The sequence below is a fragment of the Kitasatospora purpeofusca genome (assembly GCF_042691725.1).
Taxonomy (GTDB): Bacteria; Actinomycetota; Actinomycetes; order Streptomycetales; family Streptomycetaceae; genus Kitasatospora; species Kitasatospora purpeofusca_B.
The window spans coordinates 3,093,770-3,109,255 of the sequence record NZ_CP170483.1 but is presented as its reverse complement, the minus strand read 5'-3'; the positions used below and the strand labels follow the sequence as shown (position 1 = coordinate 3,109,255).

Sequence of the window (15,486 nt, the reverse complement as noted above, 5' to 3'; positions counted from 1 at the left end):
GTGGCCACCCCGGGGAGCGGGGTGGCCACGACGGGTCCGGGGACCCGGCCCGCCGTCAGCCGATGGAGCGGGGGAGGCGGGTGGTCAGGTAGAAGATGGTGAACGAGCCCAGGAGTTGGATGCCCAGGCAGAGGGCGAGCGCGTGGTCCATGCCGAGGGTGGGCGAGAGGGCCAGGTAGAGGGAGCCCAGGGTGGCGACGCCCAGGGCGAGGCTGGACTGCTGGCTGGTGGCGAGCACGCCGCTGCCGACGCCCGCCCGGTCGGTGGGGACCTTGGCGAGGACGACGCGGAACAGCGGGGTGCCGATCAGCCCCTGGCCGATGCCGGCGAGGGCGACGCCCGGGGCTATCCGCAGCGGGGAGAAGCCGGCCGGGTCGGCCAGCACGGTGACGGCCAGGGTGGCCAGGCCCGCGGCCTGGACGGCGGCGCCGGCGGTGAGGACGCGGCTGCCGAAGCGGCCGATCAGGCGCGGGCCGCAGAGGGAGGCGGTGAAGTAGCCGACGGCCATCGGGACCAGCGCCCAGCCGGCCGCGACCGGGCCGAGGTGGAGGTCCTGCTGGAGGGCGACCGCGATGACGAACATGAAGCCGCCGAAGCCGCCGAAGTAGGGCAGCGCGATCCCGAGGCCGCGCCGCATCTCGGGGATGCGCAGCAGGGTGGGCGGCACCAGCGGGGTGTCACCGCGGCGCTCGGCGCGGCGTTCGACCAGCGCGAAGGCGGTGGCGAGCACTGGGAACAGCGCGAGCAGCACCCAGGACCAGAGCGGCCAGCCGGCGGCGCGGCCCTCCATCAGCGGGACCAGGAGGGCCAGCAGGGTCCCGGTGAGCAGGACGGTGCCGGCGATGTCGACCTCGGCGGCCCGCTCGGCGCGGCTCTCCGGGACGAAGCGCAGCGCGAGGACGAGGGCCAGCAGGGCGAAGGGGACGTTCAGCAGGAAGACCGAGCGCCAGCCGCTGCCGAAGAGGTCGGCGGCGACCAGCATGCCGCCGAGCACCTGCCCGATGACCACCGAGATGCCGCCGACCGCGCCGTAGACGGAGAGCGCGCGACCGCGCCGGGCGCCGTGGGTGGTGGCGGTGATGGTGCCGAGGACCTGCGGGATCAGCAGCGCGGCCGACGCGCCCTGGGCGGCCCGGGCGGCGACCAGGGACCAGGCGCCGGGGGCAAGCCCGCAGGCGAGCGAGGTCACGGCGAAGGTGGCGGCCCCGGCGACGAAGACGCGGCGGCGGCCGAAGATGTCGCCGAGCCGGCCGCCGAGGACCAGCAGGACGGCGAAGGCGATGCCGTACCCGGCGGCCACCAGTTCCAGTACGGCGGGGCCGGCGGCGAGGTCGTGGTCGATGGTCGGCAGGGCGACGTTGACGATGAAGAAGTCGAGCATCGGGAGGAACGCCCCGAGCAGGACGGTGACCAGTCCGGCGGTGCCGAGGGAGGGGAGGGAAGGGGAGGAGAGGGCGGTCGAGGAGGCAGGGGCGAGGGGCCTGGTGGCGGTCAGTTGCTGGGTCACGGTCCTACGATCCGCCGCACCGCACCCTGGTACCAGAGTGTGCTTATCCGGGTATAAGAAGTACCTGGAAACAGGATGACGAGTGGCGCATCCTGGTGGAATGAGTCTGACCACTGCCACGGCAAGCACCGCCACGGCAAGCACCGTCACGGCCGCCACCGGGAGAGCGCCCGCCGATCCGCGGCGGCAACAGTTGGCGGCGTTCCTCCGCAGCCGCCGGGAGCGGATCACCCCCGAGCAGGTGGGGCTGCCGATGACCGGCCGGCGGCGCACGCCGGGGCTGCGTCGCGAGGAGGTGGCGCAGCTCGCCGCCGTCGGGGTCACCTGGTACACGTGGTTGGAGCAGGGCCGTGAGATCCAGGTATCCGTCCAGGTGCTGGACGCGGTGGCGCGCGCCCTGCTGCTCGACCCGAGCGAGCGGGCCCATCTGTTCACGCTGGCCGGGGCGGACGATCCGGCGCCGGTGCGGGAGTGCCCGACCGTCACGGCGGCCGTGCGGCTGACGCTGGAGCGGATGGCGCCCTACCCGGCCGCGGTGATCAACTCCCGCTACGACGTGCTGGCGTACAACGCCTCGTACACCGGGATCGTCGGTGACCTGGAGGCGCTGCCGCCCCGGGACCGCAATCTGATGTGGCTGGCGTTCACCCCCTCGCGCTTCCGCGAGGTGCTGGTGGACCACGAGGAGGAGCGGGAGGTCATGGTGGCCCGGTTCCGCTCCGGGATGGGCGAGCACGGGGACGAGCCCGCCGGGCGGACGCTGCTCTGCCGGCTGCGCCGGGCCTCCCCGGCGTTCGACGAGGCCTGGCAGCGGCACGACGTGCTGCGGCCGGGCAACGGGTTGAAGCGCTTCCTGCTTCCGGAGGTCGGGTTGCTGCGCTTCGAGTACACGAGTCTCTGGCTGGGCCCCTCCCAGGGAACGCGCATGGTCGTCTACACCCCGAAGGACGGGGAGACCGACGCGCTGCTGGCGCGGCTGCCCACCCGGCTGCCGTCGCACTGACGACCGCCCCGCGCGGGCCAGGCCGAGGGCCAGGCAGAGCGCGGCGAGCGGGAGTTCGAGGCAGCCCGCCATCATCAGCGCGGCCAGCTTCTCGGCGCCCGGGCCCGCGGTGGCGATGTCGACCAGGGCGTCGGCCGCGAGCAGCAGGGCGACCACGCCGGCGGGCGCGACGGCGCCGCCCGGCCGGCGGTGGCGCAGCACGGCGTCCAGCCGGAGCAGGGCGGCGAACTCGCACAGGTCGAGGACGACCCACGCCGTCTCGCCGGTGGCCGCGAGCACCGCCACCCAGGGCAGCAGCGCGAAGGCGGCGAAGACGGGCACCCGCGCGGCGAACGGGGCGAGCGGGGGGAGGGCGGGGCGGCCGGGGCGGCCGGGCAGGACGGCGGCGCTCATCGGACGCCCCCCGACTCCGCGGCGGCGGCGCGGGCGGTCCGGACCCGGGTCAGCGGGGAGCGCTCGCTCCCGGCGCCGTCGGCCGTCTCGACGAGCACGCCGTCGAAGACGCCCTCGGCCCAGGCGAGCCAGAACTCCCCGGCGACGGTGACCACCTCGCCCGCCGCGACCACCGGCGAGGGCCGCCCCGGCAGCCGGAGCAGCCGCCCGCCGGTGAACCCGACGGCCGGGGCGCCGCCGCCGTGCGGCAGCCGCCCCCAGGCGAGCCCGTGCCGGGCGCGGCGGCGTCCACCGGCACCGGCACCGGCACCGGCCCAGGCGCGGGCGCCGCGCAGCAGCCCGCGGCCGAGCCGGGCGGCGACCAGCACGTCCACCAGCTCGCCGTGCTCGTACACCTCCAGCGCCGCCCGCCGCCCGCGACCGGCCGGCACACTGCGCACCGACCACGGCCCGACCGGGCCGCGGGGCGCGCCGAGCCCGCCGAGCCCGTCGAACGCACCGCCCGGCCCGACCGGCAGCCGGCCCTCGTCCGCGGCGGCCAGGGCAGCGGCGGCGGACACGGTACGGGCCGCACGGGCGGTGCCGTGGGCCGGCCGCCCGTGCGGCGGAGTGGCGGAGTGCGATGCGGTGCTCGTCATGCCGTCAAGACTCGTCGTCGCGGGCCGCGTTGTCGGTAGTGCGCCGATCCGAATCGGAGGTGTACCTAGCTTCACCATTTCTCGGCAGTGCCCTTCATGGTGACGCTTGATCACCGGGCTCTAGGCTGTCCGCCATGTCCTCCACGACGTCGCGCAGCGCGCCCGCCAGGAGCGTCGCCCGGCCCCCGTGGTCGAGGGCGGCCTGGCGGGACACCCGATTCCTGGCCGCCGGGATCCCGCTCTCCCTGCCCGCCTGGCTGATGCTCCTCACCCCGAAGGTGACGCTGGTCCTGCTGGGCGCGATCCTGCTCTCCGTCCGCCCGCTCACCGCCGCCCAGCGCGGTCGGCTGCGCGCGCTGCGCGGCGTGGAGATCCCGCCGCTGCTGCGGTCCACGGGTACGCCCGCCGGCCTGTTCACCGCGCTGCGCACCGGCGTCAGCTGGCGCCAGGTCGGCTACCACCTGGTGGTCGGCCCGCTGGTCGCGGGCGGCGCGCTGATCGTCGTCTACGGGTGGGGCGCCGCCCTGGTGGCCTCGACGGTCTCCGGCTGGTGCTGGCTGATGCCGACCTCCTCGCCCGTCCAGGACCAGTGGGCCAAGCTGAACGTCCCGCTCACCGTCGGCGGCCTGCTGCTGCTCGTGGTGCTGCCCGCGGCGGCCGCCCTGCTGGCCCGGCTGGACCAGGCGCTCGCGGTGCGGATGCTCGGTCCGGGCCGCACCGCGGAGCTGGAGCACCGGATCGAGGAGGTGGTCGAGAGCCGGGCCGGCCTGGTCGACGCGGTCGACGCCGAGCGCCGCCGGATCGAGCGCGACCTGCACGACGGCGCCCAGCAGCGGCTCACCTCGCTCGCCATGAACCTCGGCCTGGCCCGCCGCACCCTCAAGGACGTCCCGTCCGAGGCGATGCAGGTGATCGTCGAGGCGCACGAGGAGGCGCAGGCGGCCATCGACGAGCTGCGCGACCTGGTCCGCGGCCTGCACCCGGCCGTCCTGGAGGACCGCGGTCTCGACGCGGCGCTCTCCGGCATCGCGGCCCGCGCCCCGCTGCCGGTCCGGCTGGACGTCGAGGTGGCGGAGCGGATAGCGCCGACCGTCGAGGCGGTCGCCTACTTCACCGTCTCCGAGGCGCTGACCAACGTCGTCAAGCACGCCCGGGCCTCCCGGGCGGACGTCTCGGTGCGCACGGCCGGCGGCCGGCTGCGCCTGGTCATCAGCGATGACGGCGTGGGCGGGGCGGACGCCGCGCGCGGCACCGGCCTGACCGGCCTGCGCCAGCGCACCGCCTCGGTCGACGGTTGCCTGTCCGTCATCAGCCCCGTCGGGGGCCCGACCACCATCACCGTGGAGTTGCCGTGCGTGCTGTGATCGCCGAGGACTCGGTCCTGCTCAGGGTCGGGCTGGTCAAGGTCCTGGAGGCGGTGGGCTACGAGGTGGCCGCCGCCGTCGGGGACGCGGAGGAACTGCTCGCCGCGGTGCAGGAGCACCGTCCGCAGGTGGTGGTCGCGGACGTCCGGATGCCGCCGGGCTTCACGGACGAGGGGGTGCGGGCCGCGCTGGTGATCCGCCGGCAGTGGCCGGAGGTGGCGGTGCTGCTGCTCTCGCAGTTCGTGGAGGAGCGGTACGCCGCGGACCTGCTGACCACCAACACCAGCGGCGTCGGCTACCTGCTCAAGCAGCGGGTGGCCAATGTCGACGACTTCGTGGACGCGCTGCAGCGGGTCGCCGAGGGCGGTACGGCGCTGGACCCGGAGGTGGTCGCCCAGTTGCTGGTGCGCCGCCACCGCGATCCGCTGGAGCGGCTGACCCCGCGTGAGCGGGACGTGCTCGCCCTGATGGCGGAGGGCCGGTCGAACGCCGCGATCGCCGGCGCCCTGGTGGTCAGCGACAGCGCGGTGGCCAAGCACATCAACTCGATCTTCGCCAAGCTCGACCTGCCGCCCGCCGACGAGAGCCATCGGCGGGTGCTCGCGGTGCTGCGCTTCCTGGAAGTGGGATGACGATGACGACGGACAGGCGGCCGGCGGACGGCGCGGGCGGACAGACAGCGGGGGCCGCCCGCCGACGCCGGCGGGGCTGGCGGGTGCTCGGCACGCTCGCGCTGACCGTGGTGCTGGTCGTCGGCGCCGTGCAGACCTGGGCGATGGCGGTGCAGCAGCAGCGGCGCTCGGAGCTCTCCTACCCGGTCGCGGTGACCAAGGTGCGGCTGGACACCGGCAACGCCACGGTCCGGATCCGGCCGGGGGAGGAGGGCCGGGTGGTGGTGCGCCAGTACCTGAACTGGATGATCCGGATGCCGGTCGTCTCGGCGCTCTTCGACCAGGACCAGCTCGACATCCGGATGCACTGCAACCAGGTGCTGCCGGTCAGTGACCTCGGCTGCGGCGCGCAGATCGAGCTGGACGTGCCGCCCGGGGTCGCGGTGACCGGGAAGCAGTCCAACGGGAGCATCGAGGTCTCCGGGGTGCGGGGGGAGATCAATCTGCTCTCGACCTCGGGGACGGTCGCGCTGGCCGACGTGTCCGGTCCGGTGACCGTGCGTACCACTTCCGGCTCCCTCCGGGGCAGCCGCCTCACCTCGTCGAGCGTCAACGCGGCCGCGACCTCGGGATCGATCGATGTGGGCTTCGCCGCGGCCCCGCGCACCGTGGACATCGGGGTGACCTCGGGGTCGGTGGTGCTGGGCCTGCCGCGCGGGTCCCGCTACGACTTCGACGGCGGGGTCTCGCCGTTGGCGCGTGGCGGCATCGATCCGACGCTGGCCGACCGCTCCAGCCCGAACAAGATCAGGATCTCGCTCAGCTCCGGCTCGCTGACGGTCCTCGCGAAGGACCCCGAGCCCGAGGAGTGACCGCGCGGGACGGCGCGGCCGACGGGGACGGCCGCGGCCGTCGGGGGGCGGGCCGGGAGTGACGGCCCCGGGCGGCTCGGCCGGGTGGGGGACAATGAAGAGTCCCCCACCCGCCGTCCCCGAGGTCAGCCGCGCATGACAGTCCCGCCCGCACCCACCGAGCCGAGCACCGCGACCGGCCCCGCCGACGGCGACACCCCGGCGACCGCCACCGCCACCGCCGCGCCCGTCACCGCCGCGCCCGCCGAGTTCGCGCCGCTGTCCATCGGCCCGCTGGAGGTCTGGCCGCCCGTCGTGCTGGCGCCGATGGCCGGCATCACCAACGCGCCGTTCCGCACCCTGTGCCGCGAGCAGAGCGGCGGCAAGGGCCTCTACGTGTCCGAGATGATCACCACCCGGGCCCTGGTCGAGCGCAACGCCAAGACCATGCAGCTGATCAAGTTCGACCCGAGCGAGAAGCCGCGCTCGATCCAGCTGTACGGGGTGGACCCGGTGACGGTCGGCAAGGCGGCCCGGATGATCGCCGACGAGGGCCTCGCCGACCACATCGACCTCAACTTCGGCTGCCCCGTCCCCAAGGTGACCCGCAAGGGCGGCGGCTCGGCGCTGCCGTACAAGCGCAACCTGCTGCGCGAGATCCTGCGCGAGGCGGTGGCCAACGCGGGCGGCCTGCCGGTCACCATGAAGATGCGCAAGGGCATCGACGACGACCACCTCACCTACCTGGACGCCGGCCGGATCGGCGCCGAGGAGGGCGTCTGCGCGATCGCCCTGCACGGCCGCACCGCCGCCCAGCACTACGGGGGCACCGCCGACTGGTCGGCGATCGCCCGGCTGCGCGAGTCCGTTCCGGCGCAGATCCCGGTGCTCGGCAACGGGGACATCTGGTCGGCGGAGGACGCGGTGCGGATGATGCGCGAGACCGGCTGCGACGGCGTGGTGGTCGGCCGCGGCTGCCTGGGCCGGCCGTGGCTGTTCAAGGACCTGGTGGCGATCTTCGAGGGCGAGGTCGACCACGCCCGCCCGACCTTCGCCGACGTGGCGCGGGCGATGGTCCGGCACGCGCAGCTGCTCGGTGAGTGGCTGGGCGACGAGGCCCGCGGCGTGATCGACTTCCGCAAGCACGTCGCCTGGTACACCAAGGGCTTCTCGGTGGGCTCGGAGCTGCGGGTGAAGCTGGCCAACTCCTCCTCGCTGGCCGAACTGGCCGAAACCCTCGCCCTGGTGGAGCAGTCCCAGGCCTGGCCGACCGGCGCGGACGGCCCGCGCGGGCGGACCAGCGGCAACAACCGGGTCGTTCTGCCGGAGGGCTGGTTGGACGATCCGTATGACTGCGCCCGGCCGGGCGAAGATGCCGAATCGGACACCTCTGGAGGGTGATAGCGCCGAAGTGGCAAAAATGGCCCCCGGGGGCCGACTGCCACTGCGGCCCAGCCCTCTTTGCCGATATGGCCAAGAGGGCTCCTTTTTGGCAGTGGAACATCACGGAGCGGACACGTTTCTGGACGCAGTGCGACGATGGGCGGAGCCGGTCTACGCCCGAACGTTGAGATGCGTCCGTGACGCTGGCCACATACCCTGGCGGTCGGAGGTGACCGACAGGACGAAATGAACAAGTCGGGGGCGGATCGCTTCCCGAAGGGGAGCGGCGGCGGATCGGGCACTGAGGGTGCAGGAAATCAAGCCGATCCGTCAGGCCGGAGCGTCCGCGGCTACGGTGCGTTCCGGTGACGTGATCTTCCGGTTTCACTGACTTCAAGACTTGAACGCTCGCTAGCGTCAGCCGGACGATTTCACCACCAGAGGTGAACGCCATTCAGTGCATTCGATCTAGCGGGTTACCTGCCGATCCTGACGACGTACGCCCTATTGGCGGCGCGGAAGAGCCTTCGAAATGGGTATGTTCTCCGGCGTCAGGGCAACCGTGTGCGAGGAGACCGTCCCGTGGCGTCCCAGCAGAAGTTTGTTTACTCCTTCACTGAAGGAAACAAGGACCTCAAGGATCTTCTTGGCGGTAAGGGCGCGAACCTGGCCGAGATGACCAACCTGGGCCTCCCGGTCCCTCCGGGGTTCACCATCACCACCGAGGCCTGCAAGGTCTTCCTGGAGACCGGCAGCGAGCCCACCTCGCTGCACGAGGAGATCAGCGCCCACCTGGACGCCCTCGAGCAGGAGATGGGCAAGAAGCTCGGCCAGGCCGACAACCCGCTGCTCGTCTCGGTGCGTTCGGGCGCCAAGTTCTCCATGCCCGGCATGATGGACACCGTCCTGAACATCGGCCTCTCCGACGCCTCGGTGGCGGGCCTGGTCGCGCAGTCCGGCAACGAGCGCTTCGCCTGGGACTCCTACCGCCGCCTGGTCCAGATGTTCGGCAAGACCGTGCTGGGCGTCGACGGCGAGCTGTTCGAGGAGGCCCTGGACGAGGCCAAGCACGCCAAGGGCACCGCCAACGACCTCGATCTGGACGCCGCCGACCTGAAGCAGCTGGTCGAGGTGTTCAAGGGCATCGTCGAGCGCGAGACCGGCCGGGCCTTCCCGCAGGAGCCGCGCGAGCAGATGGACCTCGCCATCCACGCCGTCTTCCACTCCTGGAACGGCGACCGGGCCCGGCTCTACCGCCGCCAGGAGCGGATCCCGAACGACCTGGGCACCGCGGTCAACGTCTGCACCATGGTGTTCGGCAACCTCGGCGAGGACTCCGGCACCGGCGTCGCCTTCACCCGCGACCCCTCCACCGGCACCCAGGGCGTCTACGGCGACTACCTGTCCAACGCCCAGGGCGAGGACGTCGTCGCCGGCATCCGCAACACCCTGCCGCTGTCCGAGCTGGAGAAGCTCGACAAGAAGTCGTACGACGAGCTGATGACGATCATGCAGACGCTCGAGAACCACTACCGCGACCTCTGCGACATCGAGTTCACCATCGAGCGCGGCAAGCTCTGGATGCTCCAGACCCGGGTCGGCAAGCGCACCGCCGCGGCCGCCTTCCGGATCGCCGTCCAGCTGGTCGACCAGGGCCTGATCGACCTGGACGAGGCCCTCATGCGGGTCACCGGCGGCCAGCTCTCCCAGCTGATGTTCCCGCGCTTCGCCCCGAACGCCGAGTCCAAGCAGATCGCCTGGGGCCTCGCCGCCTCGCCCGGCGCCGCGATCGGCAAGATCGTCTTCGACTCCTACACCGCCGTGAAGTGGTCGCGCTCCGGCGAGAAGGTCATCCTGGTCCGCCGCGAGACCAACCCGGACGACCTGGACGGCATGATCGCCGCCGAGGGCATCCTCACCTCGCGCGGCGGCAAGACCTCGCACGCCGCCGTCGTCGCCCGCGGCATGGGCAAGACCTGTGTCTGCGGCGCCGAGGAGCTGGAGGTCGACACCAAGCGCCGCCGGATGACCACCGCCGACGGCCTGGTGCTGGAGGAGGGCGACATCGTCTCCATCGACGGTGCGACCGGCAAGGTCTACCTCGGTGAGGTCCCCGTGCTGCCCTCCCCGGTGGTCGAGTACTTCGAGGGCACCCTGCACGCCGGCGCCGACGTCCAGGGCGGCCTGGTCCAGGCCGTGCACCGGCTGATGTCGCACGCCGACGTCCGCCGCCGGCTCGCCGTGCGCGCCAACGCCGACAACGCCGAGGACGGCTCGCGCGCCCGCCGCTACGGCGCCCAGGGCATCGGCCTGTGCCGCACCGAGCACATGTTCCTCGGCGAGGAGCGCCGCAAGGAGGTCGAGCACCTGATCCTCGCGGACAACGACAAGGACCGCGAGCAGGCGCTCTCCACCCTGCTGCCGATGCAGAAGGGCGACTTCGTCGAGCTCTTCCAGGCGCTGGACGGCCTGCCCGTCACCGTCCGCCTGCTCGACCCGCCGCTGCACGAGTTCCTGCCGGACATCACCGAGCTGTCGGTGCGCGTCGCCCTCGCCGAGGCCCGCAAGGACCCGAACGAGAACGACCTGCGCCTGCTCCAGGCGGTGCACAAGCTGCACGAGCAGAACCCGATGCTCGGCCTGCGCGGCGTGCGCCTCGGCCTGGTCATCCCCGGCCTGTTCGGCATGCAGGTCCGCGCCATCGCCGAGGCCGCCGCCGAGCGCAGGCTGGCCGGCGGGGACCCGCGCCCCGAGGTCATGATCCCGCTGGTCGGCACCGTCCAGGAGCTGGAGCTGGTCCGCGACGAGTGCGAGCGCGTGCTCGCCGAGGTCGCCCAGTCCACCGGCGTCCAGCTGGAGATCAAGCTGGGCACCATGATCGAGCTGCCGCGCGCCGCCGTGACGGCCGGCCAGATCGCCGAGGCCGCCGAGTTCTTCTCCTTCGGCACCAACGACCTCACCCAGACGGTCTGGGGCTTCTCCCGCGACGACGTCGAGGCCTCCTTCTTCACCGCCTACCTGGAGAAGGGCATCTTCGGGGTCTCGCCGTTCGAGACCATCGACCGCGACGGCGTCGGCGCGCTCGTCAAGCACGCCGTCGAGGCCGGCCGGGCCACCCGCCCCGACCTCAAGCTCGGCGTCTGCGGCGAGCACGGCGGCGACCCGGAATCGGTCCACTTCTTCCACGAGGTGGGGCTGGACTACGTCTCCTGCTCCCCCTTCCGGATCCCGGTGGCGCGCCTGGAGGCCGGCCGCGCCGCCATCGAGACTGCGGGCAGCGACTCGCGCTGAGACGCCGGGGGGTGCTGAGCCCCCCGGCCGGGCGCGACCGCTGACCGCGTCCCCTCCATCGGGGAGGGGCGTACACCGGAGCTCGGCGCAGGAGAACCGGCGTACGTGAAGCGGCCGGGGCGGGAACGGACAACGGCGTCCGTACCCGCCCCGGCCGTGCGCGTTCCCGCGGCCGGACGCGGCGGGCGGCCGGATGTGGCCGCGGCCACATGTGTGGCTGGCCGCGCACGGGCCCGCCGGCTGCCAAGCTGGAGCCCATGACCAGCAAGAACCGCCTGTGGACCGTCCTCGCCGTGCTGCTCTGCGCGATCGCCGCCGCAGTCGGCTACGTCGCGTCCGACGGCACCGGCGACGGCGCCCCCAAGGCCGCCGCGACCGCCACCGCGACCGCCACCGCCCCGGCCGCCGCGTCGGGCAGCCCCTCGGCCCCGAAGCCGAGCCCGCCCAAGTCCGGCGCGCCCAAGCCCTCCGCCCCGGCCACCCCGCCCGCGGCGGGCGCCGCCACCGGCTGGGTGCCGACCGACCCGGCGATGGCCGACGTCTGCCGCACCACGCTGCCGGGCCAGGCCCTCGACACCCTGGGCCTGATCGCCAAGGGCGGCCCCTACCCCTACCGCTCGGACGGCATCGTCTTCGAGAACCGCGAGAGCCGCCTCCCGCGCAAGACCTCGGGCTACTACCACGAGTTCACCGTGGTCACCCCCGGCTCCGGCGACCGCGGCGCCCGCCGCGTGGTCACCGGCGACTCCGGCGAGCAGTACTGGACGGCCGACCACTACAGCACCTTCGAGGAGATCGACGCCCGCTGCTGACCGCCCCGGTGCCCGCGGTGCTGATCAACGGGCGCGGCGCCAGCTGATGCGGGTGTGCGGGCCGTGCGGGCCGCCCGCGAGGAGGACGGCCAGTTCCTGCAGCACCGGTCCCGGGTCGCGGCGCAGCTGGACGGGGGTGGTGCGGACGACCGGCAGGCCGGCGGCGGTCAGCCGGTTGGCGCGGGTGAGGCTCCGCTCGTGGTCGGCCGGGCGAAGGTGCCAGGCCCGGGAGTCGATCTCCAGCGCGACGCAGGCCTGCGGCCAGTAGGCGTCCGGCACGGCCAGGAAGCGCCCGTCCAGGAAGAGCACCGGGTTCCAGAGCGGCTCGGGCAGCCCGGCTCCGCGCACCGCGTCCCGCGCCTCGCCCTCCACCACCGAGCGCACCCCGGCCGTCAGCTCCTCCACCACCCCGGCCAGCCGGGGCAGCTCGCGCGCGTCCGGCCGGGCCAGCAACTGGTCCAGCAGCTCGCCGAGTTCGCAGTGCCGGCGCTGGACGGCCTCGGCGCACAGCGCGCGGAACCGGTGCCGTCCGCTCTCCCGGGGCGCGAGGTCGGCCAGCGCCCGGGCGACCGAGGTGCTCCAGAGCCCGTCGTCGCGCTCGAAGCCGCCGGGCATCGCCCCGCTCGCCCGGTGGATCCGGACGAACCCCCGGTCGCCGACCTTGCGCCGGGCGGGGATCAGCACGTCCACCTCGGTGAGGTCCGCCGGGTGCCCGGCGGAGGGGAGCCCGGCGTCGGCGAGCACCGCCACCCCGGTGAGCAGCACCTCCCCGTCGGGCGACGTGGTGAGCCCCTTGGGCCCCGCGTAGGCGACGGCGGCCCGCAGCCGCTGGTGCGCCGTCAGCCGCCCGGTCTGCAGGCAGATCACCCGGGGCAGGACCCGCTGCCACGGCCCGCCGGGCCGCAGCCGGTGCGCGATGGTGCCGGACGGCACGCCGAGCCCGCGCAGTTGGGCGCGGGTGGCGATGTGCTGCTGGTCGGCGCCGAGCAGCAGCAGCGGGTCGACGAGGGAACTGGCGCTGGTCATGCCCGGGTGGTTCCCGCGCGGATCGGCGGTATGCGGAACATCGCCCGCCGGGGGACTGCCCGGTCAAACGAGGTTGACGCGCGGGCGGTGGGGCGGGTGAGCTTGCCCCCGATGACGACTCCTCACACCGGCCCGGCGCTCGACGCGCTCCAGGGCCTCTCCGTGGGCGACGCCCTCGGCGCCCAGTTCTTCGTCCCCGCCACCGCCCGGACCCACTTCGCGGCCGGTACCACCCCGCCCGGTCCCTGGCCCTGGACCGACGACACCGAGATGGCGTGCTCGGTGTACGCCGCGCACACCGAGCGCGGGGCGCTCGACGTGTTCGACCTCACCCACGCCTTCGCCCGCCGGCACGACTTCGACCGCGGCTACGGCCCGTCCGCCAACCGCCTGCTGCGGCTGGTCCGCGAGGGCGGCGACGCCCGGGAGCTGGCCGCCGGGCTGTTCGACGGCCGGGGCTCGTACGGCAACGGCGCCGCGATGCGGGTCGCCCCGCTCGGGGCGGCGTACGCGGCCGACCCGGTGGAGGCGGTGCGCCCGGCCGTCGAGACGGCGCTGATCACCCACACCCACCCGCAGGCGGTGGACGGCGCGGTCGCCGTCGCGGTGGCCGCGGCCTTCGCGGTGCGGGCCCGCACCACGCGGATGACGCCGGAGGGCTTCCTGGCGGAGGTCCGCCGGCTCACCCCGAGCGGCGCCGTCCGCGACGGCCTCGGCGAGGCGATCGCGCTGCTCGCCGAGCCGGGTCACGAGCGCGCCGCCCGGGTGCTCGGCAACGGCAGCCGGACCAGCGCCGCCGACACCGTCCCGTACGCCCTCTGGTGCGCGGCCCGGCGGCTCACCGACTACCCGGCGGCGGTCCGGGAGGCCGTGGCCGCCGGCGGCGACATGGACACCGTCGCCGCGATCACCGGCGGCGTGGTCGCCGCCCGCACCGGGACGGCCGGCATCCCCGCCGCCTGGCTGGCCGCCCGCGAGCCGCTGCCCGCCTGGGCGTTCCCGGAGCCGGGCGGCGTCCCCGACGGCCGGGGCGGCGCGGACCTGCTGGTGCCGCGGCCGCACCCGGTGCCGGACGTGGTGTGGACGGACGCGCAGTGGCAGGCGCTGCGGACCGGCGTGCTGCCGGACCGCCGCTGGCGGGCCCGCACCCGGGAGGGCGTCCTGCGGCTCTGCCGCGCGGACGGCCACCCGGTCTGGGAGCTGGCCGTCGCCCCGGGCCGGGCGGGGTGGCGCCCGGTGTCGGCCGTCGTCGAGACCTGTCCGCACCGCGCGCCCGGGCTGCGGGACGGCGAGGACGCCGGCCTGCTGGCGCGCCTGCTGGGGGCCGCCGCTCCCGGGGGAGGGACGGCCGGGCCCTGACGGTCAGGCCGTGATCAGGTGCCCGGCGCCGCCGCCGTGTCTAAGGCACTCCTGGTTGATCGCCGGATCCGGGGCGCTCGGCGAGGTGGCGGCGGCGATCCGCAGCTCGATGATGTCCCGGACGGCCGGCCACTCGCTGTCCAGGATCGAGTAGAACGCCGTCGACCGGACCACCCCGTCCAGCCCGCGCGAGTGCGCCCGGCGGACGCCCTCCGAGGTCGCGCCGAGCCGCTCGACGGCGGTGCGCGAGCGCAGGTTGCGGGCGTCGGCGCGCAGCGAGATCCGCTGCACGCCCCACACCTCGAAGGCGTGCCGGAGCATCAGCAGCTTGGCCTCGGTGTTGATGCCGGTGCCCTGGGCGCGCGGCGACAGCCAGGTGTTGCCGATCTCGGCGGCGTCCGGGACGGCGGTGGCCGGGTCGCCGAACGGCACGCCCGGCACCGGCGGCCAGACCAGCGGCCCCTGCCAGTAGTCGAGTTCCAGGAACCGGGTGGAGCCCACCACCCGGCCGTCGGCCTGGTTCACCGTGGCGAACGGCAGCGACCGGCCCGCGGCCTGGTCGGCCAGGGCGCGCGCGATGTACTCGTGGGCCGCTTCCAGGCCGTGCGGGACGGGCGTGAAGGCGTAGGTCGTACGGTCCTCGGCGCCGGCCTTGGCGATGGCCTCGGCGTGGTGCGCGGCGAGGGGCTCCAGCCGCACGGTGCGGCCGGTGAGGATGACAGGTACGGGCACGGAACCTTCGGTCCTTCATCGGTCGGAGGGCGCAGGCCCGTGCCGGGGTGCGGCGCGGGCGAGCGATGACTGGTTCGCCCCGTCCCGGAGTGCGCCCACCGGTGCCCGCGCACGCCGGAGTCCGGTCGGGCGGGGCGGGGAGCGACGGCCCGGAGACGGGCAGCGCGGTGCCGGAACGGACACGGGTCGACGGACCGGTCCGGCGGGATGAGCGAGGGGACAGTGTGCGTCCGCGAGATGGCCGAGGAGGAAACGAGAGCGCGAAGGGAAGCGGGCGGCCAGATGAAGGCAAGATGCGTCGTGGGTGGCTGGCCGAGCACCGGTCCGGGACGTGGTCGACGGCGTTACGGACGACGTGACGACGACGCGACGATGCGAGGCAGCGAGAGGACGATACCCGTAAGAAGTCGGTGCGTCACTTCGCGGCACACGAATGGCCCCCGCGACCGCGCCGGGACGGTTCGGCGGGGCCGTCCGCTCCCCCCTGACCAGGCACTTTCTCCGACGGATGCGATC

12 protein-coding genes are annotated in these 15,486 nt (G+C 74.3%); 8 read left to right on the top strand and 4 right to left on the bottom strand.

What is annotated here, in order from left to right:
• Positions 1–55 precede the first annotated feature (55 nt).
• On the bottom strand, positions 56–1,507 hold the full coding sequence (locus ACFCLZ_RS12970) for an MFS transporter (RefSeq protein WP_380285054.1): 1,452 nt from the start codon (positions 1,505–1,507) through the stop codon (positions 56–58).
• A 100-nt stretch (positions 1,508–1,607) separates the two neighbouring features.
• Here ACFCLZ_RS12970 and ACFCLZ_RS12965 point away from each other — a divergent pair, with 100 nt between their 5' ends.
• Positions 1,608–2,510: a helix-turn-helix transcriptional regulator gene (locus ACFCLZ_RS12965; RefSeq protein ID WP_380285053.1), complete on the top strand. Its 903-nt coding sequence runs from the start codon at positions 1,608–1,610 to the stop codon at positions 2,508–2,510.
• A gap of 389 nt (positions 2,511–2,899) precedes the next feature.
• Here the strand turns inward: ACFCLZ_RS12965 and ACFCLZ_RS12960 are convergent, their stop codons facing one another.
• On the bottom strand, positions 2,900–3,541 hold the full coding sequence (locus ACFCLZ_RS12960) for a hypothetical protein (RefSeq protein ID WP_380285052.1): 642 nt from the start codon (positions 3,539–3,541) through the stop codon (positions 2,900–2,902).
• Between the two features lie 134 nt (positions 3,542–3,675).
• Here ACFCLZ_RS12960 and ACFCLZ_RS12955 point away from each other — a divergent pair, with 134 nt between their 5' ends.
• The 6 genes from ACFCLZ_RS12955 to ACFCLZ_RS12930 all read left to right on the top strand — a co-directional run bounded on the left by ACFCLZ_RS12955 (position 3,676) and on the right by ACFCLZ_RS12930 (position 11,853).
• Positions 3,676–4,905, top strand: coding sequence for a histidine kinase (locus ACFCLZ_RS12955; RefSeq protein WP_380285051.1), 1,230 nt, complete (start codon positions 3,676–3,678; stop codon positions 4,903–4,905).
• The gene (locus ACFCLZ_RS12950; protein WP_380285050.1) at positions 4,893–5,537 is read left to right on the top strand and encodes a response regulator; all 645 of its coding nucleotides are present in this window, start codon (positions 4,893–4,895) and stop codon (positions 5,535–5,537) included. The genes ACFCLZ_RS12955 and ACFCLZ_RS12950 overlap by 13 nt, the downstream gene beginning before the upstream one ends.
• A 2-nt stretch (positions 5,538–5,539) precedes the next feature.
• Positions 5,540–6,388: a DUF4097 family beta strand repeat-containing protein gene (locus ACFCLZ_RS12945; RefSeq protein ID WP_380285049.1), complete on the top strand. Its 849-nt coding sequence runs from the start codon at positions 5,540–5,542 to the stop codon at positions 6,386–6,388.
• A 306-nt stretch (positions 6,389–6,694) separates the two neighbouring features.
• Positions 6,695–7,768, top strand: coding sequence for a tRNA dihydrouridine synthase DusB (dusB, locus tag ACFCLZ_RS12940; RefSeq protein WP_380286154.1), 1,074 nt, complete (start codon positions 6,695–6,697; stop codon positions 7,766–7,768).
• A 546-nt stretch (positions 7,769–8,314) separates the two neighbouring features.
• Positions 8,315–11,041, top strand: a complete 2,727-nt coding sequence (gene ppdK / locus ACFCLZ_RS12935) for a pyruvate, phosphate dikinase (RefSeq protein ID WP_380285048.1) — start codon at positions 8,315–8,317, stop codon at positions 11,039–11,041.
• A gap of 257 nt (positions 11,042–11,298) precedes the next feature.
• Positions 11,299–11,853: a ribonuclease domain-containing protein gene (locus ACFCLZ_RS12930; RefSeq protein ID WP_380285047.1), complete on the top strand. Its 555-nt coding sequence runs from the start codon at positions 11,299–11,301 to the stop codon at positions 11,851–11,853.
• Between the two features lie 24 nt (positions 11,854–11,877).
• On the opposite strand, the gene ACFCLZ_RS12925 is transcribed toward ACFCLZ_RS12930, so the two are convergent.
• Entirely contained in the window at positions 11,878–12,879 is a 1,002-nt protein-coding gene (locus tag ACFCLZ_RS12925; protein WP_380285046.1) for a hypothetical protein, read from the bottom strand.
• Positions 12,880–12,990: 111 nt separating this feature from the next.
• Between ACFCLZ_RS12925 and ACFCLZ_RS12920 the strand changes: the two genes are divergently transcribed.
• Positions 12,991–14,238 carry an ADP-ribosylglycohydrolase family protein gene (locus tag ACFCLZ_RS12920; RefSeq protein WP_380285045.1) on the top strand — a complete coding sequence of 416 codons (1,248 nt, stop codon included), beginning with the start codon at positions 12,991–12,993 and terminating at the stop codon, positions 14,236–14,238.
• A 3-nt stretch (positions 14,239–14,241) separates the two neighbouring features.
• Here the strand turns inward: ACFCLZ_RS12920 and ACFCLZ_RS12915 are convergent, their stop codons facing one another.
• Positions 14,242–14,970: a GNAT family N-acetyltransferase gene (locus tag ACFCLZ_RS12915; RefSeq protein WP_380285044.1), complete on the bottom strand. Its 729-nt coding sequence runs from the start codon at positions 14,968–14,970 to the stop codon at positions 14,242–14,244.
• Positions 14,971–15,486 lie beyond the last annotated feature (516 nt).